This is a genomic window from Catellatospora sp. TT07R-123 (assembly GCF_018327705.1).
Lineage (GTDB): Bacteria > Actinomycetota > Actinomycetes > Mycobacteriales > Micromonosporaceae > Catellatospora.
This window is the reverse complement of the sequence record NZ_BNEM01000001.1, coordinates 3,793,557-3,815,166: the sequence shown is the minus strand read 5'-3', so window position 1 is coordinate 3,815,166 and position 21,610 is coordinate 3,793,557. Positions and strand designations below refer to the sequence as shown.

Below are 21,610 nucleotides of genomic sequence, written 5' to 3'. Positions count from 1 at the left end.
AAGCGCGGCGGCGCGGCACCGCTGCCGAACGCCATTGTCCTGAACTGACTGACAGGTTCCGCGCACAAAGAGCAACACACCGAGATGTGAACGGCTGTACCGGGCTGTTTCGCCTGGTACAGCCGTTGCGGGGGGTCTTGGCCAGATCAGGCGTCGGTCCTCGCGACCCCGATGGGGCAGCTCATGCCGTTGGGGCCGATGCCGCAGTACCCGTTGGGGTTCTTGGCCAAATACTGCTGGTGGTAGTCCTCGGCGTAGTAGAAGTGGGTCAGCGGCCCGATCTCGGTCGTGATCTCCCCGTACCCCGACGCGTTCACCACCGGCTGGAACGCCTCGCGCGACGCCGCCACCTCGGCCGCCTGCTCCGGGCTGGTCGTGTACACCGCCGACCGGTACTGCGTCCCGATGTCGTTGCCCTGGCGCATGCCCTGGGTCGGGTCGTGGTTCTCCCAGAAGATCTTGAGGATCTCCGCGTACGAGACCACCTGCGGGTCGAACACGACCAGCACCGCCTCGGTGTGCCCGGTCATCCCCGAGCAGGTCTCCTCGTACGTCGGGTTGGGGGTGCTGCCGCCGGCGTAGCCGACCGCGGTCGAGTAGACGCCGTCGGTCTTCCAGTACAGCCGCTCGGCTCCCCAGAAGCAGCCCATGCCGACCACAGCCGTCTGCAACCCTTCGGGCCAGGGGCCGACCAGCGGGGTGCCGAGCACGTAGTGGCGGGCGGGCACGTGCATGGAGACATCCCGTCCGGGCAGCGCCTCGGCGGGGGTGGGCAGGTCGAGCTTCTTGTGGCGAAGGAACATGCTCCAAGTGTGCTCGCTTAGGCTGTTGACATGTCTTACGGGTTTGAAACACTCGCTATCCACGCGGGTCAGGAACCGGATGAACGCACCGGTGCGGTGATCCCGCCGATATTCCAGACATCGACCTTCAAGCAGGACGCGGTCGGTTCGCCGCGCCTGGGATATGAGTACGCGCGCTCGGGCAATCCGACCCGCGATTCGCTCCAGGAGTGCCTGGCCGCGCTGGAGGGGGGTGCCCGGGGGCTGACGTTCGCCAGCGGCCTGGCCGCCGAGGACACCCTGATCCGCACGGTGTGTGCGCCGGGCGACCACGTGATCATCCCGGATGACGCGTACGGCGGCACGTTCCGCCTGTTCGCGCGGGTGGCCGAGCGCTGGGGGCTGACCTGGTCGGCGGCCCGGATCTCCGACGTCGACGACGTGCGGGCCAAGCTCACCCCGAACACGAAGATGATCTGGGTCGAGACGCCGACGAATCCGCTGCTCAACATCGCCGACATCGCGGGCCTGGCGGCGCTGTCGCGCGACGCGCACGCGCTGCTGGTCGTGGACAACACGTTCGCCAGCCCGTACCTTCAGCAGCCGCTGGCGCTGGGTGCCGACGTGGTGGTGCACTCGACCACCAAGTACGTCGGCGGCCACTCCGACGTGGTCGGCGGGGCGCTGGTCCTCAACGACCTGGAGCTGGCGGACTCGCTGAAGTACCACCAGAACGCGATGGGCGCGGTCAACGGCCCGTTCGACGCGTGGCTGACCCTGCGGGGCGTGAAGACGCTGGCCGTACGCATGGAGCGGCACTGCGACAACGCGGAGAAGGTGGCCGAGTTCCTGTCCGGGCACCCGAAGGTCACCCAGCTCTACTACCCGGGCCTGCCCGAGCACCCGGGCCACGAGGTGGCCGCCAAGCAGATGCGCCGCTTCGGCGGCATGATCAGCTTCCGTACCGGCGATCCGGCTTCGGCCGAGCGGGTCTGCAACACCACCAAGGTGTTCACGCTGGCCGAGTCGCTGGGCGGCATCGAGTCGCTGATCGAGCACCCGGGCAAGATGACCCACGCCAGCGTGGCCGGTTCGGCGCTGGAGGTCCCGGCCGACCTGGTCCGGCTGTCGGTCGGCATCGAGACGATCGACGACCTGATCGCGGACCTGGCCGCCGCGCTGTCCTGACGCTTGCGCGAGCCCTCCGGCCGGGTCAGACCCCCTGGCCGGGGGGCAGCACGCGGGTGGCTTCCATGGCGTAGTCCTCGCCGAACAGGCGCAGCTCGTCGCCCTTGCAGCTGTAGCTGTCGGGGTTCACCGACATGGTCAGCTTCTGGGAGTTGTTGGTGCTCCCGTTGATCTTGAGCGTGGTCGTCCCGGTCGTCTGCGGGCTGCTGTAGTTGATGGTCTTCTCGTCGGCCACGTAGTTCATGACGACGTTGCCCTTGTGGATGACCTCGTACCGGTCACCGCTGCGGGTGCCCTTGCGGGTCGTGTTGTAGACCATGCGCAGCACGCCGTCGGCGCCGTAGCTGAACCGCACGCCCTTGCCGGTCAGCTGCACGGTCCCGTCGTAGAACTCGACGTTGGAGGTGTACGACGTCTCCAGCCAGTCGCCGACGAGGCAGTCCTGCGGCGCCCTGCTGGGCGCGGGCGGCGCCACCGACGGCAGCGGGCTCGCCGGGGCGGCCGCGGCGGACGGCGACGGCGCCGATCCGTTGCGGCGCAGCAGGTAGTAGCCGGCCGCGCCGCCGCCCAGGCACAGCACCAGCAGCACCACCAGCCCGATCACGCCGACGACGACGGGCACTGTCCAACTGCGACTCTTCTGGTCCGGCTGCATCGATCCAGCATTGCCAACGGATCGGGCCCCGGCAAGACTCCGGTGTTGAGGTCACAGCGATCACCTCCATACTGGAACCCCGGTTGCCAGGCACGGCGACAGCGACGTTGCGGAGGAACTGATGGCGGACACGTGGGTCGGGTCCACCGCTAAGCAGATCGCGCGCGCGGTGCGCCGCGGTGACACCTCCGCCACCGCCGTCGTCGCCGACCACCTGGAGTACGTCAGCCGCACCGATCCGATCGTGGCCGCCTTCCGCGTGGTCCGCGGCGCCGAGGCCGCCGCCGAGGCCGAGAAGGTCGACGAGCAGGGCGAGCTGGGCAACCTGCCGCTGGCCGGGGTGCCGATCGCGGTCAAGGAGAACACGCCCGTCGCGGGCGTGCCGACCTGGCACGGCTCGGCGGCCGCGCGTACGCCCGTGGCCGAGCAGGACCACGAGCTGGTCCGCCGCCTGCGCGGCGCGGGCGCGATCGTGCTGGGCACCACCCGCATGCCCGAGCTGGGGCTGTGGGGCACCACCGACGACGACACCGCCGTCACCCGCAACCCGTGGGCCCTGGACCGCACCCCGGGCGGGTCGTCGGGCGGTTCCGCCGCGGCCGTCGCCGCCGGGCTGGTGCCGATGGCCCACGCCAACGACGGCCTCGGCTCGATCCGCATCCCGGCCGCCTGCTGCGGTCTGATCGGGCTCAAGCCCGGCCGGGGCGTGCTGCCGGTGGACCTGGGCGCCGACGACTGGTTCGGGCTGGTCGAGCACGGGATGCTCGCCACCACCGTCGCCGACGCGGCACTCGGCTTCGCCGTGCTCGCGGGGCGGACGCCGCAGCCGCTGAACCAGCCGGGGCGGCTGCGCATCGCGGTGTCGCTGCGCTCGCCGGTGGCCGGGTCGGGCGCCGACGCGGCCAACCGGGCCGTGGTCCAGACCGCCGAGAAGCTGCTGGCCGACTGCGGCCACGACCTGATCGGCGCCGATCCGGCGTACTCGACCAGGCTCGGCCTGCGCGGCATGGCGACCTGGTTCGCCGCGGCGTACCGCGACGCCGAGGCCGCCGAGCTGGAGCGCTGGCGCCTCCAGCGGCGCACCCGGCGCCACATCGCGATGGGCGCCTGGGCCTGGCGCCGCGGCTACGTCCAGGAGGCCGACCGCAAGCAGCTGCGGGACCAGGCGCTGGACTTCTTCGCCGAGCACAGCGTGGACCTGCTGCTCACCCCGGTGCTGGCCGGGGCGCCCATGAAGGCGGCCACCTGGCACCGGCGGAGCTGGCTGGCCAACGTGGTGGCCAACACCCGCTACGCGCCGTACGCGGCACCGTGGAACATCGCCGGGTTCCCCGCGATGACCCTGCCCATGGGCGTACGCCCGGACGGGCTGCCCGCGGCCGTGCAGCTGGTCGGCCCGCCCGGCACCGAGCTGCTGCTGCTGGCGGTGGCCGGGCAGATCGAGCTGGCCTCGCCCTGGCGCCGCCACGCCCCCGGCTACCCGCGTCCGTAACGCGGTGCCGCCCGCCGAAAACGGGGTCACCCGCTAGATCAGGTTCGGCTACGCTGCCGGGGCCCTCGACCCTGGAGAGATGCTGTGATCTGCGCGCACTGCGGCAACCACACCGACCCGAACACCGCCTACTGCACCACGTGCGGAGCCGACCGGAACCAGCCGCCGACCTGGCCCAACGTCCGCACGTTCGCGGTGCGGGGCCTGGGCCTGGCCACCGTGGTGGCGCTCGCCGCCGCGTCCGCGGTGCGGCTGCTGACGGCGGTCGTCCTGCCGCTGATCGGCCGGCACCTGTGGGAGCAGTCCGCGGCCGCCGGCACCAGCGACGGGGTCGCCTGGGCGCTGCGGCTGCGGTGGGTGGGCACCGTCGTCGACTTCCTGGTGCTGGTGGTGACGGCCGTACTGGTGACGAACTGGCTGTGGCGGGCGCGCAAGAACCTCGACGCCTTCCCCGGCGCGGGCTCCGACCTGGGCGCGGGCTGGGCGTTCGGCGGCTGGATCACCCCGCTCGCGAACTTCGTCATTCCGTGCCAGCTGGTGTTCCAGGTGGCCAAGCAGAGCCTGCACCGGCGCTGGGTCGGCCCGGTGGTGGCCGGGTGGTGGACCTGCTACCTGAGCTACCAGTTCCTCCCCCGTCTCCTGGACCTGGACGACCTCGGCTACCTGAAGGGCCGCGACTACGACGTCGAGCAGTACCTGCTCGTCAACGGGGGGATGGCGCTGGTGTTCGCGGTGGCGGGCGGCTGCCTCGCGTTCCTGGTCTACCACGTCAGCCAGGCCCAGACCGACCGGATCGCGCGCGGTGAGGTCGTGCACGCCTACGCGGCGTACGCGGCTGCGGCGGCGCAGTCCGTGACGGCCGTCCCGGACGGCGTACCCGGGGGCGGGCAGGCTGTAGCGGGTGGCACGATCCAGGTGTGACACCTGAGCTGGTCAGCCTCGCCGACATCGAACACGCCCGGGAGCGGCTGCGCTCGGTGGTGCGCACCACCCCGATCGAGCCGAACCGGCCGCTGACCGCCAAGCTCGGCGGCCCGGCCTGGCTCAAGTGCGAGAACCTCCAGCGCGCGGGGTCGTACAAGGTGCGCGGGGCGTACACCCGGATCTCGGGGCTCAGCGAGCAGGAGCGGCTGCGCGGCGTGGTCGCGGCCAGCGCGGGCAACCACGCCCAGGGCGTGGCGCTGGCGGCCGGGCTGTGCCGCACCCGCGCGACCGTGTTCATGCCGGTGGGCGCGCCGCTGCCCAAGGTCGCGGCCACCCGGGGGTACGGCGCCAGCGTGCAGCTGGCCGGTTCGACCGTGGACGAGGCGCTGGTCGCGGCGCAGGAGTTCGCCGAGCGCACCGGGGCGGTCTTCATCCACCCGTTCGACCACCCGGACGTGATCGCCGGGCAGGGCACGGTGGCGCTGGAGATCCTGGAGCAGGTCCCCGACGTACAGACGATCATCACCGGGATCGGCGGCGGCGGCCTGATCTCCGGAATGGCGGTGGCCGCCAAGGCGCTGCGCCCCGACATCCAGATCATCGGCGTGCAGGCGGCCGGGGCGGCCGCGGTGCCCCCGGCGCTGCGCGCGGGCCGCCCGGTGCGCCTGCCCAGCATCGCCACCATCGCCGACGGCATCGCGGTCGGCCGCTGCGGCGACCTGACCTTCGCCCACATCAGCAAGCTCGTCGACGAGGTCGTCACGGTCACCGACGAGGAGATCTCCCGGGCGCTGCTGATGCTGCTGGAGCGCGGCAAGCTCGTCGCCGAACCGGCCGGCGCGGTGGGGGTGGCCGCGCTGCTGGCGGGCAAGGTCGAGGTCCGTACGCCGGTCGTCGCGGTGGTCTCCGGCGGCAACATCGACCCGCTGCTGATGGTCCGGCTGATCGAGCACGGGCTCACCGCCGCCGGGCGTTACCTGCACCTGGGCGTACGCTGCGCCGACCGGCCCGGCCAGCTCGCGGCGCTGCTGACGCTCATCGCCGAGCAGCGGGCCAACGTGCTGGACGTCGCGCACCAGCGCCACGACCCCGGGCTGCACCTGGGCGAGGTCGAGGTGGACCTGTCCGTGGAGACCCGCGGCGCCGAGCACTCCGACCGCCTGGTCAGCGCGCTGACCGCCGCCGGCTACCAGGTCGAGGTCAACCCCTGACCCACCCGCGCCCGGCGGCGGTCCGCACGGCAGGTTCGGGTCAGCCCGCGAAGGGCTCGAAGGACACGATGGTGACCTTGATGTCGGCGCCGCTGGGGGCCGTGTAGGTGACCGTCTGGCCCTTGCGCGAGCCGAGGATGGCCCGGCCGAGCGCGGACTCGGGGGAGTACACCGTGAGGTCCGTGGTGGCGGCGATCTCGCGCGAGCCGAGCAGGAAGGTCTCGGTGTCCTCGGTGTCGTCGTCGAAGTAGATCGTGACGACGGTGCCCACGGTGACCTTGTCGGTGTTCTTGGCCTCGCCGACCTTGGCCACTCGCAGCAGCTCCTGGAGCTGGCGGATGCGGCCCTCGGCCTTGCCCTGCTCCTCGCGGGCGGCGTGGTAGCCGCCGTTCTCGCGCAGATCGCCCTCCTCGCGGCGGGCGTTGATCTCCGCGGCCATGGCGGGGCGGGCGGCGATCAGCTCGGCGAGTTCGGCCTGGAGCTTGTCGTACGCGTCCTGGGACAGCCAGGTGGCGTCAGTCGTGGACACGGGCGTTCTCCTCAGGGTCTTGCGGGCGGATTCATGTGCAATCGTCCACGCGTATGTCAAGGGCACGTCACGTGATAACGGCCGCGTTGAGCGCGATGGGCGAAGTTACCAACTTACCAGCGCTTCAGGCCGGACGGCATCCCTTAACCTCGCCGGTGACCGGCCGCCCGCTCGTGACCAGGCGATGTGTCACCTGGGTGCGGGCCGGGTCGGGTCCCGGACTGACGGTCACGTCTTCCTGGCCCACCTGGGCACCGGAGGCGCCGCGCGCCCGCAGGGTGCACACGGCGTCGCCGTCGGCGGGCAGCCGGACCAGGATCGTGATCACGACCTGGGTGTCCGTCATGTCGGTGAAGCGGGTCACCGAGGCGCTGTAGTCGCCGTCGCCGTACGCCCGGAAGAGCTGCCAGCCGATCGCCGCCATGGCCACCGCGGTCACCGCCGCGAGCACCCCGACCACCGCGCGCGGCGTCGTGCGGCGCTCGCGGCGCCTGCCATACCGCCCCGCGGGCCACGGCGCACGCTCACCGGTGGTGCCGGCGGGCGTGTTCGTCGAGGTCTCGGTCACCGTGGGGGGTCCTTCGCTTGGCGTGTCGGAGGCGTGAGGAAGACTGGTGGGGTTGATTCTCGCACGTGGGGAGTACGCGGTGACGCAGCGGCTGCGCTTGATGGCGGTGCACGCCCATCCGGACGACGAGTCGTCCAAGGGGGCGGCGACGATGGCACGTTATGTCCGCGAGGGCGCGGAGGTGCTGGTCGTCACGTGTACCGGCGGCGAACGCGGGGACGTGCTCAATCCGAAGCTGGACCGCCCGGAGGTCTGGGAGAACATCGCCGAGATCCGCAAGGCGGAGATGGCGGCGGCCCGGGACATCCTGGGCGTCGACCAGGCCTGGCTGGGCTTCGTCGACTCGGGCTGGATCGAGGGCTTCGACCCGGCCGACCCGTCCGGGCTGCCCGAGGGCTGCTTCGCCCGGATGCCGGCGGCCGACGCGGCGGTGCCGCTGGTCAAGCTGATCCGCGAGTTCCGCCCGGAGGTGCTGCTGACCTACGACGAGGAGGGCGGCTACCCGCACCCCGACCACATCCAGACGCACGTGATCAGCATGATCGCGCTGGAGGCGGCCGCGGACCCGGCCTACCGCCCCGACCTGGGCGAGCCGTTCCAGGTGGCCAAGACCTACTACCACATCAGCTTCACGAAGCTGAAGTTCTCCGCGCTGCACGAGGCCATGCTCGCCGCGGGCCTGGAGTCGCCGTACGGGGAGCGCCTCAACGACGACTGGATCGGCGACAAGTCGCCGCGGATCACCACCCGCATCCCGTGCGGGGAGTTCTTCGAGCTGCGCGACGACGCCCTGCGGGCGCACGCGACCCAGATCGACCCCGACGGGCCGTGGTTCCGCGCCCCGCTGAACGTCCAGCGCGCGGCCTGGCCGACCGAGGACTACCAGCTGGTCCGCTCGGTCGTGCAGACCGCGATCCCCGAGGACGACCTCTTCGCCGGCCTGCGTGAGCCGGCCGTGAGCGACAGGTGAGGACCATGCTGCAGATCCTGGCCGACAACAACTTCGGCGACACCCGCTCGGGCGACGGTCTAGCAGGGCCGATGGCCCTGCTGTTGATCCTGCTGCTGGGTGCGGCCACGGTTTTCCTGATTCGCAACATGAACAAGCGAATCAAGCGGTTGCCCGAGACGTTCGATTCCGCCAGCATGGGTGGCGGTGTGCGGCCTGACACGCCCACCTCGCCGGACGCCCGATAGGCGGTCCGGGACCTACCACCGGCGGGCGCTGGCACGTCAGGCGGAGCGCGCGTCGCCGCACCTCGGCGACTGCCTCCGCCGCGCGTGCGCTCGGACAGGGGGCTGCGATGAGCACATGGCTCTCGCGTACGTGGGACCGGTGGCAGCGCTGGTCGGGAGTGGCGGGGACGACCCGCCCGGTCCGGCTGGTGACCGCCGGTCTGGCGGCGTGCGCGGCACTCGTCGTCGTCGGCGGGCTGCTGCTCGCCTCCGGCGGCGGTGGCCGGCCCGCCGACTTCGGGCTGCTGGTCGGCCTCATCGTGCTGGCGCACCTGTTCGGCCTGCGGATGCGGGTCGGCTCGACCTACATCGACGTCGACTGGGGCGAGGCCGCGCTGATCGTCGGCTTCACGCTGGTGCCGGCCGGTTGGCTGCCCGCCGCGACAGGCCTGGCCGTGCTGGTCGCCAAGCCGGTGCTGGCGCTGTTCACCGGCAACCGGACCACGGCGTTCGAGGTGGTGCGGGCCTCGGCCTCGCTGACCCTGTCGGCGGGGGTCGCGGTGCTGGTGGTCTCCGCCAGCGGGGTGCAGACCCGCCCGGTGACCCCGTCGTCGGCCGCGGTCGTGGTCGCCGCCGCGGTGCTCTACCTGCTGTGCAGCGCGCTGCTGCTGGCCCTGCACCTGGGTGTGCGCGACGGCCAGTCGATGTTCGGCGTGGTGTGGCAGGCGCTGCGCGGCACGCCCGTCATGATCGTCGGGAACGTGGCCCTGGGCCTGCTCACGGTCGGCCTGTGGCGCAGCAGCTGGCTGTGGGTGCTGCCGCCGCTGCTGTGGCTGCTGCACCAGCTCTACGTGCACCGGCTGCGCGAGGACGAGGAGCGGCGCACCTGGGGTGCCTTCGCGGCGGCCAGCCGGTCGCTGCACAAGCTGGACGAGGTCGCGGTGGCGCAGGAGGGCCTGCGCGCGGCGCAGTCGCTGTTCCCCGTACGCGCCGCCGAGCTGACCGTGCTCGCCTCGCACACCCGCTACCACGGCGCCACCCGCGGCGGGGTGTTCGAGCTGGCCGCCGCCGAGCCGGCCGACGTCCAGCCGGCCGAGAACGACCGGCTGCCCGTGGTGACCCGGCTGCTGGAGGTGGCGGGCGGCCCGGTCGGGCTGCTCACCCTGCGGCTGGCGCGGCAGAGCACCTGGGGCCTCAACGACCAGCACCGGCTGGCCGCGTTCGGGGACGCGCTCGCGGCGGCGCTGCACGACGCCGCCACCCACAGCGCCCTGCGCGAACTGCGTGAGCGCAACACGTACGAGTCGCATCACGACCCGCTGACCCGCCTGCTCAACCGCGACGCGCTGCTGGCGCGCGGCGACGCGGTGCTGCGCGGCCTGGACGCGCGCAGCCCGGTCGCGCTGCTGCTGCTGGACATGGACCACTTCAAAGAGGTCAACGACACCCTGGGGCACCTGGCCGGCGACGAGCTGCTGCAGACCGCCGCCACCCGGCTGATCACCGACGCGGGCGAGTCCGAGCTGGTGGCCCGGCTGGGCGGCGACGAGTTCGCGCTGCTGATCACCGACCTGCCCGCGATGTCGTGGGACCGCGACGCCGCCGAGCCCGACCTGCTGGGTGCCGCGCGGACGGTCGCCGAGCGGCGGGCGCGGGCGCTGGCCGCGGCGCTGGCCAGCCCGACCGAGGTGGCCGGGGTGACCCTGTCGTCGGAGGTCTCGGTCGGCGTGGTGGTGGCCGCCGCGGGCGAGCTCGACCCGACCGAGCTGCTGCGCCGCGCCGACATCGCGCTGTATCAGGCCAAGGAGTCCGGGGCGCGGGTCACCGCGTACGACCCGGCCCGCGACCGGACCAGCACCGACCGGCTGGCGCTGGTGGCCGAGCTGCGGACCGCCCTGGCCGCCGACGACCAGCTGCACCTGGTGCTCCAGCCCGCCGTCGACCTGCACACCGGCGCGCCGACCGGGGTGGAGGCGCTGATCCGCTGGCACCACCCCCGCCGCGGCCTGCTCACCCCGGTCCACTTCGTCCGAGCCGTGGAGGCCAGCGACCTGCTCGGCCGGTTCACCCGGCACGTGCTCGACCAGGCGCTCGGCTTCGCCGCGCAGTGGGGCGCGCTGGGCATGGAGCTGCCGGTCGCGGTGAACCTGTCGCCGCGCAGCCTGCTCGACCCGCGCCTGCCCGCCGACGTGGCCGAGCTGCTGGCCAAGCACCGGCTGCCCGCGTCCCGGCTGGTCCTGGAGATCACTGAGACGGTGGTGCTCAGCCCGCTGCCCGTCACCGACCAGGTGCTGCGGGACCTGCGCCAGCTCGGGGTCCGCTTCGCCGTGGACGACTTCGGCACCGGCTTCTCGTCGCTGACGTTCCTGACCCGCATCGCCGTCGACGAGCTGAAGATCGACCGTACGTTCGTGGCGCGGATGGGCGAGTCCAAGCAGGATGCCGCGATCGTGCGCGCCGTCGTCGACCTGGGCCGCCAGCTCGGCATCCGGGTGGTGGCCGAGGGCGTGGAGACCGGCGACCAGCGGGCCGTGCTGCGCAAGCTCGGCTGCGACGCGGGGCAGGGCTTCCACTTCTCCCGGCCGCTGCCGGGCGACCAGATCATCGAGGCGCTGCGCACGCTCGCGTCGGCCGCCCGACCGTCCCGGAAACTGCGCGCCGAGCCGGGTGGTCTGGCCTCGGGCTAGCCGCCCGGGGCCGCATGATTCGGCCGTTTTGCCTGCTAGACCCGGGTTATGGTGGGCAGGTGCCAGTCGACAGCGGGGGAGCCGATCTCTACTCGGTGCTGTGCTGCCTGCTGACGTTCCTCGTCGCCCTGGCGATCGTCCTGTTCGTGCTGCGCCGCAGGCGGCCGCCCGGTCGGGGCGGACCCGGCGGTGGCGGCAGCGGCCCGACGCCTCCGTCCGGCCCGCCCGACCCGTACGCCGGGATGTCCACCACCGACCTGTCCACCCGTGCCAACGGGCAGCTCGTCGCCGTCGACAACGCGGTCCGCACCAGCGAGCAGGAGCTCGGCTTCGCCACCGCCCAGTACGGCACCGACGCCGTCGCGCCGTACACACAGGCCGTCGCCGCGGCCAAGGACGAGGTGGCCGCCGCGTTCCGGATCCGGCAGCAGCTCGACGACGAGATCCCCGAGGACGAGCCGACCCAGCGCCGGCTGCTGGCCGAGATCCTCCAGCGCTGCGCCGCGGTCGACCAGCGCCTCGACGCCCAGGCCGACGCGTTCGAGCAGCTGCGGGCCATGGGCGACAACGCCGAGCAGCTCAGCCGGGACCTGACCGCCCGCGCGGCGCAGCTGCGGGCCGGGCTGCCCGACGCGCAGGCCACGCTGGCCAGGCTCGGCACCCGCTACACCGAGGGCGCGCTCGCGGCCGTCTCCGGCAACGCCACCGAGGCCGCCGCGCGGCTCGACTTCGCCGACGAGCAGCTCGGGCACGCCGCGACCGGCCTCGCCGCGGCCGACCGGGGCCAGGCCGCCGTCGCGCTGCGCGGCGCCCAGCAGGCCGTGGACCAGGCCGGGCAACTGCTCGGCGCGGTGGGCAAGACGTCAGCCGACCTCGACGCGGCCGGGCAGGCCGCCACCCGGCTGGGCGACGAGCTGCACGCCGAGGTCGCCGCGGGCCGGGCCGCGCTGGAGGCGGCCGGTGGCAGCGGCTCGGCCGACCAGATGAACCTGGCCGCCGCAGTGGCCCGCGCCGACCAGGTCGCCACCGACGTACGCACGCAGCTGGCCGCGCCGCGCACCGACCCGCTCGGCATGATGCGCCGCCTGGAGGGCGCCAACACGGCGCTCGGGCAGGCGCTGGGCGCGGTGCGCGACGCCGCCGACCGGGCGGGCCAGGCGCGGGCCCAGTTGGAGCAGGCGCTGTTCGCGGCCCGCTCGGCGGTCGACTCGGCGGCCGGTTTCATCAGCACCCGGCGCGGCGCCGTCGGCTCCACCGCACGGGCCCGCCTGGCGCAGGCGCAGCAGCAGCTCGACGCGGCGTCGGCGGGCGGCGAGCCGGTGGCCGCGCTCAGCGCCGCCCAGCGCGCCCACGACCTGGCCGCCCAGGCCATGGACGCCGCCCGCGACGACGTCGAGCGCTGGTCGTTCCCGTCCGGCTACGGCCGCATGGGCGGCGGCCCGGTCATCGTCAGCGGCGGCGGCATGGGCGGCTTCGGGATGGGCGGCATCGGCGGCGCGGTGCTCGGCGGCATCCTGCTGGAGAACGTCCTGTCCGGCGCCGGCGGCGGGTTCGGCGGCGTACGCATCGGGCTGATGCCCTCCGAGGACGATCCGGTGCCCCCCGCGCCGGTGCAGGCGAGGTTCGGCGGTCCCAGCACCTGGGCCCGGCACGGCTGAGCAGTACCAACGCAGGGAGAGGACAGAACCGATGGCGGCACAGTCGATCCTGGGGCGGATCACCGCGATGGCGCGGGCCAACATCCACTCGATGCTCGACCAGGTAGAGGATCCGCAGCAGATGCTCGACCAGATGGTGCGCGACTACACCGCGAGCATCGGCGAGGCCGAGAACGCGGTCGCCACGACCATCGGCAACCTGCGCCTGATGGAGGCCGACGCGCAGGAGGCGACCAAGACCGCGGCCGACTGGCAGGTCAAGGCCCGCGCCGCCAGCGCCAAGGCCGACCAGATGCGCTCGGCGGGCAGCCAGCCCGAGGCGGACAAGTTCGACGACCTGGCCCGCATCGCCATCGGCAAGCAGATCGCGTACGAGACCGAGGCCAAGAACTACCAGCCGCTCATCGCCGAGCAGACGCAGGTCACCGAGCAGCTCAAAGAGGGTGTCGCGCAGATGCGCACCAAGCTGGAGGAGCTGCGCCGCAAGCGCGACGAGCTGGTCAGCCGGGCCAAGGTGTCCGAGGCGCGAGGGAAGGTGCAGGACGCCGTCGGCAACATCGACATGGTCGACCCGACCAGCGAGATCAGCCGGTTCGAGGAGATGGTGCGGCGGGAGGAGGCCCGGCTCAAGGGGCACGAGGAGCTGGCCGCCTCCAGCATCGACAAGCAGTTCGAGCAGCTGGCGGCCGGGGCCCGGGACAGCGAGATCGAGCAGCGGCTGGCCGAGATGAAGGCGGGCTCGGGGCCGCGCTGAGGCCGTGCCCCGGCGGGTCGGGGCGGCTCAGTGCGGCTCAGGCGGGGGCGAAGCGGCCTGACCGGTCGTAGATGTCGATGACCAGGTCCCACAGCGCCGCGTTGAGCGTCGGATGCTCGTCGACGATCCCGCGCAGCCGTTCGGCCGGGCAGCGTTTGACCGGGGTGGCCAGCGGCTCGGTGTGCGGTGGCAGCGGCACGAACCGCAGCCGCCGCTCGCCGCCCGCGCCGATCAGGACGAACTTGTCCGCGGGGATGCGGTAGCGGCCGTGCAGCAGCACGTGCTCGAAGGTCGCGTCAGGATAGGCGAGGAAGCCGGTCGTCCCGGTCAGGAACTCGAACCGGGTCTTCTCCTGGTCGTCGTGCACGTACGCCAGTGCCTTGTAGAGCTGGCGGCTGCCGCGCAGCAGCTCCCGCAGCGGATCGCCGCTCAGGCCCACCACGTCGCGCCCGTATCGCAGGGCCGACTCCAGGCAGATCACGGCCTCGACCGCGCCCAGGCTGATGTTGCGCTTCAGCTTGTGGGTCAGCGAGGCCAGCAGCTGCTCCGGGCTCGCGCCCGGCGGCGGCACCCGCTGGCCCGCCCAGGTCACCTCGTCGCAGTGCGTCGCGACCAGGCCCAGCATGCCGTCCAGCCGCGGGCCCAGCTCCCGCAGCGAGGCGTCGACCAGGTCGCGGAACATCTCGTTCATGCGGTTGAGGCCGGTCAGCGCGTCTCCGGGGCCGACCCGGCCGAGCAGGTCCTTGCGTTCGGGCGAGGCGGCGAGCTCGCGGAACCAGGTCGCGGTGAACGGGTCGTAGACCTCGCGGTAGAGGATGTCCTTGGAGTGCTCGTCCGAGACGGCGTTGGCCGGCGCCACGCCGGTCGGAGACGACATCGGCCCATCGTAGAACCAGGAAACGACGGCGGCCGTCAGGCAAAGAGCTCAATCTGTGACAGTCGTCCCGCAGCCGTGTCCACGGTCGCCCGACCGGGTGGTCCGCGAGACTCTCTCGGGGTCACGCACCGTCCGCCACCTCTCCGGAGGCGGTACGGGCGCGGCTAGGGTGAGATCATGACCGAGCCGATCTCGCACGCCCGCTCGTTCGGCAGCGCGGCGGAGCGCTACGACCGCCACCGCCCGTCGTACGCGCCCGAGGCGGTGGTCTGGGCGCTCGGCGAGCGTCCGCTGCGGGTGGTGGACCTGGGCGCGGGCACCGGCATCCTGAGCCGCCTGCTGCACCGCCACGGCCACGAGGTGGTCGCGGTCGAACCCGACAACCTGATGCGGGAGCACCTGCTCCAGACCAGCCCGGGGGTCATGGCGTACGCGGGGTCGGCGGAGCGGATCCCGCTGCCCGACGGGTCTGTCGACGCGGTCGTGGCGGGGCAGGCGTACCACTGGTTCGACCCCGAGCGGGCCCATCCGGAGATCGCCCGGGTGCTGCGCCCGGCGGGCGTGCTCGCCGCGTTCTGGAACGACGCCGACCTGGGTGCACCGTGGACCGTCCGGTTCGTCGAGATCATCGACGGGGGCGGGGAGGCCGCCGCGCAGCGGCCGCTGTCGGACTTCGGGCCCCTGTTCGGGCCGGTCGAGGCGGGGGAGTTCCCGCACGACAGGTGGATGACCCCCGACGACCTGGTGGCGCTGGCGACCACGCGCTCGCCGTACCTGGTGGGCACCGACCATGAGCGGGCCGCGCTGCTCGGGGAGATCCGCGAGCTGCTGGCCGGCCGGGAGCTGGCCGGGCACGCCCGCTTCCCGATGCCGCACCTGACCCGGGTGCACCGCGCGACCCGCCTCGCCTGACCCGCCGTGGGCCGGGGCGGCGGCCGTGGTCGCGTTCGGCGCCACACCTCAGGGGGTGTGCTCACACCACATGAGGTGTAGCGCGTGGACAGACTGCGGCGCGGTGAGCCGAGGCTGGGGCGGATCACGGTGTGAGAGAGTGGGCGGGTGAACCGGCTCGCGAGCGCGACCTCGCCGTACCTGCTCCAACACGCCGACAACCCGGTGCACTGGTGGCCGTGGGGCGAGGAGGCGTTCGCCGAGGCCAAACGCCGGGACGTGCCCGTGCTGATCTCGGTGGGGTACGCGGCCTGCCACTGGTGCCACGTGATGGCGCACGAGTCGTTCGAGGACCAGGCGATCGGCGACCAGGTCAACGCGGACTTCGTCGCCATCAAGGTCGACCGCGAGGAGCGGCCGGACGTCGACGCCGTCTACATGGCGGCCACGCAGGCGCTGACCCGCCAGGGCGGCTGGCCGATGACGGTCTTCGCGACCCCGGACGGGCGGCCGTTCGTGTGCGGCACCTACTACCCGAAGGCGCAGTTCTCGCTGCTGCTGACCCGGGTGGCGCAGGCGTGGCGGGACCAGCGCGAGGCGGTGGTCGAGCAGAGCGACCTGATCGTGGAGGCGATCAGCCAGCGGCCCGGGACGGGCAGCGGCGAGATCACCGACGAGCTGCTGGCGCACGCGGTGCAGCAGCTGCGCGGCGACTACGACATCGCGCACGGCGGGTTCGGCGGGGCGCCTAAGTTCCCGCCCCACATGATCATGCTGTTCCTGCTGCGGCACCACCGGCGCACCGGGGACGAGGAGGCGCTGGAGCTGGCGCGGCACACCGGCGAGGCGATGGCGCGCGGCGGCCTCCACGACCAGCTCGGCGGCGGGTTCCACCGGTACGCGGTGGACGCGACGTGGACCGTGCCGCACTTCGAGAAGATGCTCTACGACAACGCCCTGCTGCTGCGCGTCTACACCGAGCTGTGGCGCCTCACCGGCGACGAGCTGGCCCGCCGCGTCGCGCTCGACACCGCCGCCTTCATGCTCGACGACCTGCAGACGCCGCAGGGCGCGTTCGCCTCGGCGCTGGACGCCGACACCGACGGCGTCGAGGGCACCACCTACTCGTGGACGCCGGCGCAGCTGGCCGACGTGCTGGGCGACGAGGACGCGGCGTTCGCGGCCGACCTGTTCGGGGTGACTGCGGCGGGCACGTTCGAGCACGGCAGCTCCGTGCTGGAGCTCAAGCGCGACATCGACGACGTCGCGCCGGAGGTGCGCGAGCGCTGGGAGCGGGTTCGCGAGCGGCTGATGGCCGCTCGGCGGACCCGGCCGCAGCCCGCCCGCGACGACAAAGTGGTCGCGGCCTGGAACGGCCTGGCGATCACGGCGCTGTGCGAGCTGTGGCGCCGCTGCGTCGACACCGGCGACGAGGGCGAGCGGGTGGACACCGACTTCCGCGCGGCGGCGGTCGAGGCTGGCGAGCTGCTGGTCCGGGTGCACCTGGTCGACGGCCGGCTGCGGCGGGTGTCGCGGGACGGGGTCGTGGGGGAGCCCGCCGGGGTGCTGGAGGACTACGGCTGCGTGGCCGAGGCGTTCTGCGCGCTGCACCAGGTGACCGGGGACGGCCGCTGGCTGGAGCTGGCGGGGTCGCTGCTGGACTCGGCCGCCGAGCGGTTCCGCGACGGCGAGGGCGGGTTCCACGACACGGCGCAGGACGCGGAGAAGCTGGTGATCCGCCCGGCGGACCCGACCGACAACGCCACCCCGTCGGGGCAGTCGGCGCTGGTGGCGGCGCTGCTGGCGTACACCGGGCTGAGCGGCGAGCCGCGCTGGCGGGAGATCGCCGAGCGGGCGCTGGGCACGGTCGTGCCGGTGCTGGCGCAGCATCCGCGCTTCGGCGGGTACGCGGCTGCCGCGGCGGAGGCGCTGCTGTCGGGGCCGTACGAGATCGCGATCGTGACCGCCGATCCCGAGGCCGACCCGCTGCTGCTGGCGGCGCTGGAGCAGGCGCCGCCCGGCGCGGTCGTGGTGGCCGGGGCGCCGGACGCGCCCGGGGTGCCGCTGCTGGCGGGCCGCCCGATGATCGACGGCCGGTCCACCGCGTACGTGTGCCGCGGGTTCGTCTGCAACCGTCCGGTGACGACGACTGTCGAACTAGCGACAATTCTCAACCAATAGCACTATATGAGCCGTCAAACGGACAATCCTGGCTAGGCTGAGGCTTCCCCCAAGGCCCCGCTGAGGAGATGACCGCATGGCCGGCCTCGCCGCCCTGCTGAGCTTCGGCTCCGATCGCAACTCCACCGAGACGCTGACCGCGCTGTCGCGGGCACTGGCCCCGCGCGGCTCCGAGGAGGCGCGCGGCGCGTCCGGACCGGCCCGGCTGCTGGTGCGTGCCGCACTGCCGATCGTGCACCGCCTCGACGGCGGCGCCGTGCTCGTCCTGGACGGCATCGCCGAGCTGAGCACCCTGACCGCGCGGCGCGCCGAACGGGGGCCGGTCGGGCTGATCACCGGCGGGCAGCCGTACACCCTGGTCCTGGCCGACCCGGACGGCCTGGTGCTGGCCCGCAACGGCGACGGCCCGCCGCTCTACTACGCCCGCACCCGCAGCGCGGTGCTGGTGGCCAGCGAACCGGCCGCGCTGCTGGCCGCCGGGGTCCCCGCCGCGCCCGACCCGGAGACCGTGCAGCGGTTCCTGGCCGTCGGCTCGTGCGACGAGGGCGCGGCCACCTTCTTCGACGGCATCCGCCGGGTGCTGCCCGGCCAGGTGGTCGAGATCGGGCGCGGGCAGGCCGACGGCTGGTCGGTGCGGGCCCATCCGCCGGTACGCGGCCGCGGCGCCGCCCCGTCCGGCCGCCTCGCGCTGGTGGAGGCCCTCGGCGAGGACCGGGTCGGGGTGCTGCTCGGACCCGGCATGCCCGGCGCGGCCGTGCTCGGCACCGCCCTGGCCGAACGCGTCACCGCCCGCGGACTGCCCGTCTACTCGGTCAACTTCCCCGGCCTGCCCAGCGAGTCCTCCGCGTACGCCGCCGCGCTGCTCACGCCGCTGGGCGACGGCGTGCGGCACCGGGCGCTGCCGTTCTTCGCCGACGAGATCGACGTCGACGCCTTCCTCGCCGACGTCGGCGAACCAGTGCCCGACCTGGCCGGATACCTGTGCTGGGCGGTCGCGCGGGCCACCGGCGGCGAGGTCGACGCGCTGCTGTGCAGCACCGGCTGGACCGGGCCCGCCAACCACCTGCCCCGGCTCGCCGACCGGGTCGCCGCCCGCTACGGCGTCAGCCTGCGCTTCCCGTACCGGGAGCTGGAGACCACCGACGAGGCGCTGCGCGCCGAACTGCGCTCGACGGCCGAGCGTGCCCTGCCGCCGCCGTCGGCCCGCGCGGCCCTGGCCGCCGGGACCGCCCCGCTGGAACCGCCCCTACACGAGGTGCTCCAGCGGCTGCGCGCCGAACTGATCGGCGCCCTGCTCTACCCGCGCCACGGCACCACCGACCACGCGGGCCTGACCGCGATGCAGGACCTGCCCGGTGCGGGCCCGGCCGCGACCGACCGGCTCTGGCGGCGGTACGTCCTGGAGCGCTGGCTGCTCACCGTCGTCGGGCCGCACCGCCGCCCGGCCGGTGCCGTCCCCGCCGCCCGCCCGGCCCCGGGCCGCCCGCCCGCCGCCCCGGCGGTCACCGCGGACGGGCAGGACTGGGTGCGCCACGCGCTGACCACCGAGCCGATGGCCGCCGGCGACCGCATCGCCGACAAGATCGCCTGGTACGTCGCCGAGTTCGCCCACGGCGCCGACAAGCCGTCCCGCCAGGCGCTGCGCCAGCCGTGGCACCTGCTGGTGGCGGCCAAGCCGATCGCCGTCGCGCAGGGGCTCGCCCGGGGAGTCTGGGACATCCGCCCCGGCGCCGTCGCCCGCGCCCTGGTCCGGCTCGCCGGGCCCGGCACCGGCCTGACCGACCCGTGGACCGTGCAGGTGGCGCTGGAGCACAGCGGCGCCGCCCGGCTCGGCGCGGCCGCCCTCTGCGCCCGGTTCGGGCGGCGGGCCTGGTCCGACCGCATCGCCGGGCCGCTGGCCCGCTCGGTCTGCCCGCCGCGCGAGCACGCCTGCGCCCCGGCGCACCTGGCCGTGGTGCCGCCGCCACGCGAACCGCAGCAGGTCGCCGAGCAGCTCGCCGCCGCGCTGCGCAAGGCCCTGCCCGCCGACGTGTACGCGGCCCTGGCCGGATGCGCCGTCATCGGCGTCGGCGACGGCGGCATGCGGCTGCTCGGCTGGTCGCGGCCGGGCGATCCGCCCGCCGGGCTGCTGGCGGCGCTGTGCGCCGACAACCCGTTCGGGCAGGACGACCGGCGCACCCCACTGATATTGGCGCTGGCCAAGCCCCGGCAGGTGGCCCAGTCCACTGGCCGCAAGGGCGGTCGGCCTGCGGCTAAGCGGCGCTGACTAGACTTCGCGGCGATGGACACGCGCACCGGACTCCCTGTCGTCGGCATGATCGGCGGCGGCCAGCTCGCCCGTATGACCCACCAGGCCGCGATCGCCCTCGGTCAATCGCTGCGGGTGCTCGCCACCGACCCCGACGAATCCGCCGCACTGGTCGCAGCCGACGTCCAGCTCGGCAGGCATACCGACCTGGCCGCGCTGCGCGACTTCGCCAAGGCGTGCGACGTGGTCACCTTCGACCACGAGCACGTGCCCGGCGAGCACATCCGCGCCCTGGCCGCCGAGGGCCACCCGGTCTTCCCCGGCGCCGACGCGCTGCACTACGCCCAGGACAAGCACGCCATGCGGCGCCGGCTCACCGAGCTCGGCGCGCCCGTGCCGCGCTGGGCACCGCTGCACACCGCAGCCGAGCTGGTCGCGTTCGGGCTGCCCGCCGTCGTCAAGACCGCCCGGGGCGGGTACGACGGCCGCGGCGTCTTCGTCGTCGAGGACCCGGCCGAGATCAGCGACCTGCTCGCCAGCGGCGCCGAGCTGATCGTCGAGGAGAAGGTGCAGCTGCGCCGCGAGCTCGCGGTCCAGGTCGCCCGCTCGCCGTACGGCCAGGTCGCGGTGTACCCGGTCGTCGAGACCGTGCAGCGCGACGGCATCTGCGTCGAGGTGCTCGCCCCCGCGCCGAACCTGTCCGAGGATCTGGCGCTGGAGGCGCAGCAGCTCGCCATCCGGATCGCCCACGAACTGGGCGTGGTCGGGATGCTCGCGGTGGAGCTGTTCGAGGTCGCCGGAGGCGGGCCTCGAACCGGCGAGCAGAGCGAGACGCCGGCCGGGCTCGTGATCAACGAGCTGGCGATGCGGCCGCACAACTCCGGGCACTGGACCATCGAGGGCGCCCGCACCTCGCAGTTCGAGCAGCACCTGCGGGCCGTGCTCGACTACCCGATGGGCGACACCACGCTGGCCGCCCCGGCCGTGGTCATGGTCAACGTGCTCGGCGGTCCGGAGGGCGGCATCGGCATCGACGAGCGGGTGCACCACCTGATGGCCGCCGAACCCGGCGTCAAGCTGCACCTGTACGGCAAGCAGACCCGGCCCGGCCGCAAGATCGGCCACGTCACGGCGCTCGGCGCCGACCTCGACGACTGCCGGGCCCGTGCGGCCCGCGCGGCGCACTGGCTCACCTACGGAAAGGCGATGTCATGACCGAGGCGGCTCCCCAGGTCGCGGTGATCATGGGTTCGGACTCGGACTGGCCGGTCATGCGCGCCGCAGCCGAGGCGCTGACCGAGTTCGGCGTCGAGTTCGAGGTGCGGGTCGTGTCGGCGCACCGTACGCCCCACTTCATGCTGGAGTATGCGGGTGCCGCCGCCGACCGCGGGCTCAAGGTGATCATCGCGGGGGCGGGCGGGGCCGCTCATCTGCCCGGCATGGTCGCCTCGGCGACGCCGCTGCCGGTGATCGGGGTGCCGGTGCCGCTGAAGTACCTCGACGGCATGGACTCGCTGATGTCGATCGTGCAGATGCCCGCCGGTATCCCGGTGGCGACGGTGTCGATCGCCGGGGCGCGCAACGCGGGCCTGCTCGCGGTGCGCATGCTTGGCATCCACGACGCGACGCTGCGGGCCAAGCTGACGGACTACGCGCACAGCCTGACGGAACTGGTCGCCGAGAAGGACAAGGCGCTGCGCGCCACCCTCTGACTCCCGGGGCACCCAGCCGCGCCGCACTTGCGCCGCCGCCGCCGCCCCGCCCCGGCCCGGCCCACCCGCCCCGTTTT

General features: G+C 73.6%; 19 protein-coding genes. 14 read left to right on the top strand and 5 right to left on the bottom strand.

The window, feature by feature from the left end:
* Positions 1-146 precede the first annotated feature (146 nt).
* Complete coding sequence (msrA, locus tag Cs7R123_RS16265) at positions 147-803, bottom strand: peptide-methionine (S)-S-oxide reductase MsrA (protein WP_212827472.1); 657 nt, start codon at positions 801-803, stop codon at positions 147-149.
* A gap of 30 nt (positions 804-833) precedes the next feature.
* Here msrA and Cs7R123_RS16260 point away from each other — a divergent pair, with 30 nt between their 5' ends.
* Positions 834-1,970: a cystathionine gamma-synthase gene (locus tag Cs7R123_RS16260; RefSeq protein WP_212827471.1), complete on the top strand. Its 1,137-nt coding sequence runs from the start codon at positions 834-836 to the stop codon at positions 1,968-1,970.
* A 25-nt stretch (positions 1,971-1,995) separates the two neighbouring features.
* On the opposite strand, the gene Cs7R123_RS16255 is transcribed toward Cs7R123_RS16260, so the two are convergent.
* Positions 1,996-2,592, bottom strand: a complete 597-nt coding sequence (locus Cs7R123_RS16255) for a hypothetical protein (RefSeq protein WP_212827470.1) — start codon at positions 2,590-2,592, stop codon at positions 1,996-1,998.
* A 154-nt stretch (positions 2,593-2,746) separates the two neighbouring features.
* Here Cs7R123_RS16255 and Cs7R123_RS16250 point away from each other — a divergent pair, with 154 nt between their 5' ends.
* The 3 genes from Cs7R123_RS16250 to ilvA all read left to right on the top strand — a co-directional run bounded on the left by Cs7R123_RS16250 (position 2,747) and on the right by ilvA (position 6,252).
* Positions 2,747-4,117 carry an amidase gene (locus Cs7R123_RS16250; RefSeq protein ID WP_212827469.1) on the top strand — a complete coding sequence of 457 codons (1,371 nt, stop codon included), beginning with the start codon at positions 2,747-2,749 and terminating at the stop codon, positions 4,115-4,117.
* A gap of 84 nt (positions 4,118-4,201) precedes the next feature.
* Entirely contained in the window at positions 4,202-5,038 is an 837-nt protein-coding gene (locus Cs7R123_RS16245; protein WP_212827468.1) for a DUF4328 domain-containing protein, read from the top strand.
* On the top strand, positions 5,035-6,252 hold the full coding sequence (gene ilvA, locus Cs7R123_RS16240; protein WP_212827467.1) for a threonine ammonia-lyase: 1,218 nt from the start codon (positions 5,035-5,037) through the stop codon (positions 6,250-6,252). The genes Cs7R123_RS16245 and ilvA overlap by 4 nt, the downstream gene beginning before the upstream one ends.
* A gap of 40 nt (positions 6,253-6,292) precedes the next feature.
* On the opposite strand, the gene greA is transcribed toward ilvA, so the two are convergent.
* Together greA and Cs7R123_RS16230 are read right to left on the bottom strand one after the other, a co-directional pair.
* The gene (greA, locus tag Cs7R123_RS16235) at positions 6,293-6,781 is read right to left on the bottom strand and encodes a transcription elongation factor GreA (RefSeq protein ID WP_212827466.1); all 489 of its coding nucleotides are present in this window, start codon (positions 6,779-6,781) and stop codon (positions 6,293-6,295) included.
* Between the two features lie 124 nt (positions 6,782-6,905).
* A complete protein-coding gene (locus Cs7R123_RS16230) occupies positions 6,906-7,349 on the bottom strand; it encodes a DUF4307 domain-containing protein (RefSeq protein ID WP_212827465.1) in 444 nt (147 codons plus the stop codon).
* 79 nt (positions 7,350-7,428) lie between these two features.
* Here Cs7R123_RS16230 and mca point away from each other — a divergent pair, with 79 nt between their 5' ends.
* From mca to Cs7R123_RS16205, 5 genes are all read left to right on the top strand, one after another.
* Positions 7,429-8,319 carry a mycothiol conjugate amidase Mca gene (gene mca, locus Cs7R123_RS16225; protein ID WP_212829207.1) on the top strand — a complete coding sequence of 297 codons (891 nt, stop codon included), beginning with the start codon at positions 7,429-7,431 and terminating at the stop codon, positions 8,317-8,319.
* Positions 8,320-8,324: 5 nt separating this feature from the next.
* Positions 8,325-8,546 (top strand): hypothetical protein, encoded by a 222-nt coding sequence (locus Cs7R123_RS16220; RefSeq protein ID WP_212827464.1) that lies wholly within the window; start codon positions 8,325-8,327, stop codon positions 8,544-8,546.
* Between the two features lie 107 nt (positions 8,547-8,653).
* Complete coding sequence (locus Cs7R123_RS16215) at positions 8,654-11,212, top strand: bifunctional diguanylate cyclase/phosphodiesterase (protein WP_212827463.1); 2,559 nt, start codon at positions 8,654-8,656, stop codon at positions 11,210-11,212.
* A gap of 59 nt (positions 11,213-11,271) precedes the next feature.
* Positions 11,272-12,870, top strand: coding sequence for a hypothetical protein (locus tag Cs7R123_RS16210; RefSeq protein ID WP_212827461.1), 1,599 nt, complete (start codon positions 11,272-11,274; stop codon positions 12,868-12,870).
* Positions 12,871-12,901: 31 nt separating this feature from the next.
* Positions 12,902-13,624, top strand: coding sequence for a PspA/IM30 family protein (locus Cs7R123_RS16205; RefSeq protein ID WP_212827459.1), 723 nt, complete (start codon positions 12,902-12,904; stop codon positions 13,622-13,624).
* 37 nt (positions 13,625-13,661) lie between these two features.
* Here Cs7R123_RS16205 and Cs7R123_RS16200 read toward each other — a convergent pair whose 3' ends face one another.
* The gene (locus tag Cs7R123_RS16200) at positions 13,662-14,501 is read right to left on the bottom strand and encodes a hypothetical protein (RefSeq protein WP_212827457.1); all 840 of its coding nucleotides are present in this window, start codon (positions 14,499-14,501) and stop codon (positions 13,662-13,664) included.
* A 177-nt stretch (positions 14,502-14,678) separates the two neighbouring features.
* Between Cs7R123_RS16200 and Cs7R123_RS16195 the strand changes: the two genes are divergently transcribed.
* From Cs7R123_RS16195 to purE, 5 genes are all read left to right on the top strand, one after another.
* Complete coding sequence (locus Cs7R123_RS16195; RefSeq protein WP_212827455.1) at positions 14,679-15,413, top strand: class I SAM-dependent methyltransferase; 735 nt, start codon at positions 14,679-14,681, stop codon at positions 15,411-15,413.
* Positions 15,414-15,560: 147 nt separating this feature from the next.
* Positions 15,561-17,573 (top strand): thioredoxin domain-containing protein, encoded by a 2,013-nt coding sequence (locus tag Cs7R123_RS16190; protein WP_212827453.1) that lies wholly within the window; start codon positions 15,561-15,563, stop codon positions 17,571-17,573.
* A gap of 76 nt (positions 17,574-17,649) precedes the next feature.
* A complete protein-coding gene (locus Cs7R123_RS16185) occupies positions 17,650-19,839 on the top strand; it encodes a hypothetical protein (protein ID WP_212827451.1) in 2,190 nt (729 codons plus the stop codon).
* A 15-nt stretch (positions 19,840-19,854) separates the two neighbouring features.
* Positions 19,855-21,036: a 5-(carboxyamino)imidazole ribonucleotide synthase gene (locus Cs7R123_RS16180; protein WP_212827449.1), complete on the top strand. Its 1,182-nt coding sequence runs from the start codon at positions 19,855-19,857 to the stop codon at positions 21,034-21,036.
* Entirely contained in the window at positions 21,033-21,533 is a 501-nt protein-coding gene (gene purE / locus Cs7R123_RS16175) for a 5-(carboxyamino)imidazole ribonucleotide mutase (protein WP_212827447.1), read from the top strand. Before Cs7R123_RS16180 ends, purE begins: the two co-directional genes overlap by 4 nt.
* Positions 21,534-21,610: the final 77 nt, after the last annotated feature.